Below are 2,051 nucleotides of genomic sequence, written 5' to 3'. Positions count from 1 at the left end.
AGATCATAGCGCAAAGACATCCATTGCTCATCATCATCTTGTAGCGAAAAAACGCCCGCATTTGGACGATCTTCATCAGGTAAAAACTTACCCAAGACATCCGTATATTCAAAAATTGGTGTTTCCAGTGCCTCGAAGCCGTAAAGTTCATAAACTTCACGAATTTTTGTAATCATTGTTTCAGTTGCATACAACTGTGCACTTGTACGATCCACAAAACCACGGGGTAAACGGGCTTTGGTTTTTTCTTGTTTCAATGACATGTTATTCTCTAGCAACAATATGTGTTCACGAATAACCATTATCCCATAGAAACCAACGCTGCAATGACTTTATCAATCTAAAAACTTTTAATAACATGTTAGAGTCTTTTATTTTACAAAAACAATATCCTTATAAAGCGATATTCTAAAAGAGTTTATCCTGTAAGATGAATCATAGCCCTTAAACTAAAATGTTCCCAAAACGAATACACTCTCCAAGCCCTCTTATGCCTCATCTTTTAGCACTGTTCAGGTATTCCTTGCATTTTCTTCCTTTATCTTGTCTTCCTTGAAGCAATTTTTCATATATTTCCAAGATTTCTGCATTTTTTTTCAAACATTTGCTTTCCGTATTTGATCCTCCCAATCCCAACAGAAAATAAGAAATATATGAACACTTTTTGAAAAGATCAAAAATAACTCTTGACTTTAGATAAAGCAAATCACTTTTTGAAAGAAGTATCTGACTTAAAATTTGATAAGCCCCCTTCTTTTATAAGAGCTTTTTTTCTTTGATAACTTAGCAAAAAACTTTAAGATAGAAGCGTATTTTTAGATTGCTCGGCAAAATCATGAATAACATTTTTTAAATCAACACTATTTCGACCAACCTGTGTAATCGATCTTGAAATGGAAGGAATAAGATTCTGCCATAGCCTTTGAGGAAACTGCTGAGTTAATTGTGTTATTGTTCCCCCTTGAGCCCCAATACCAGGAACGAGAAATAAGTTATTTTCTAACTGTTCGATTGTATCTTTTGCTTCATTGCCCAATGTTGCTCCAATCACTGCCCCAATAGGACCAACATGATGATATTGACTTGAAGATTGGCTATTATATTCAAAAATACGCTGTGCCAAATGAACAGAAACTGTTTGATCACCAATGCGCGCATTTCGAATGTGCCTTCCCTCTGGATTCGAAGATTGAACAACCATAAAAACAGCCGTTTTTGTTTCTTCTGCAATCTTTATTAAAGGAATGAGAGCATCAAATCCTAAAAAAGGATTGACTGTTATAGCATCTGCTTTAAACGCACTGCTTGAACCAAGCCAAGCTTTACCGTAAGCCTCAGCGGTAGAGCCAATATCCCCTCTTTTCGTATCAACGAGAACCAACAAACCTTGTGCCTGTGCATTTTCAATAAGCTCTTTGAGAATTTGAAGCCCTTCCACCCCATATAACTCAAAAAATGCGGCTTGAGGTTTTATCATCCCCACTTTACCCACAACCGCTGCTAAGAGAATATCACAAAAATCTTTTAGACCTTTATAATCACAGCTTAAATTCCATGATTGCAAAACTTTATGACTCGGATCAAAACCAACACAAAGCGGTCCATATTTCTCACTATTTTTAAAAAAAGCTGAACAAAACATTTTATATCCTAACACGGTCTGTCTTTAAACTTTTTGATACAATCAAAAAGAAAAGCATTTGTCAAAAGAATACAATGCTGAAAACACAAAGAAAGAGCTCTCTATACAAAGTGTGCTTTTATTTGTGAAAGAATATAAACAAAAAAAACATCCATATTATTTTGTTCAATGAACTCATAAATCCCAATAGCGTGCCTTGTCGTTTTTACACCCCTTTTTTATGATCAACAAAAACTCTCTATGAACGTGCTTTAAACAAAAGTTTTAAAAGAAAATGCCCTACCATGATGATCACCGTCTTGTTTTCGATGTTTTCTGTCCTTTTTATCGGCTATTTACCACTTTTGGAACATAATTGGCAAAAAGACATTGTATCTCCAGCATATTCAAGGAGATAAAACATGGAAAC

Annotated in this window: 2 protein-coding genes; both read right to left on the bottom strand. The window is 35.0% G+C overall.

The features are described 5' to 3' along the window. A partial coding sequence (locus tag ACFIKE_RS09850; RefSeq protein WP_375649649.1) for an ATP phosphoribosyltransferase regulatory subunit occupies nt 1–263 on the bottom strand: 263 nt, incomplete at its 3' end. 533 nt (nt 264–796) lie between these two features. Continuing rightward, on the bottom strand, nt 797–1,642 hold the full coding sequence (pyrF, locus tag ACFIKE_RS09845; protein ID WP_375626423.1) for an orotidine-5'-phosphate decarboxylase: 846 nt from the start codon (nt 1,640–1,642) through the stop codon (nt 797–799). Between the last annotated feature and the right edge of the window lie 409 nt (nt 1,643–2,051).

It is taken from the genome of Bartonella sp. MU70NMGDW (assembly GCF_042194085.1).
Lineage (GTDB): Bacteria > Pseudomonadota > Alphaproteobacteria > Rhizobiales > Rhizobiaceae > Bartonella > Bartonella grahamii.
Note: the sequence above shows the minus strand (reverse complement) of the source record. Positions and strands in the feature narration are given on the sequence as shown.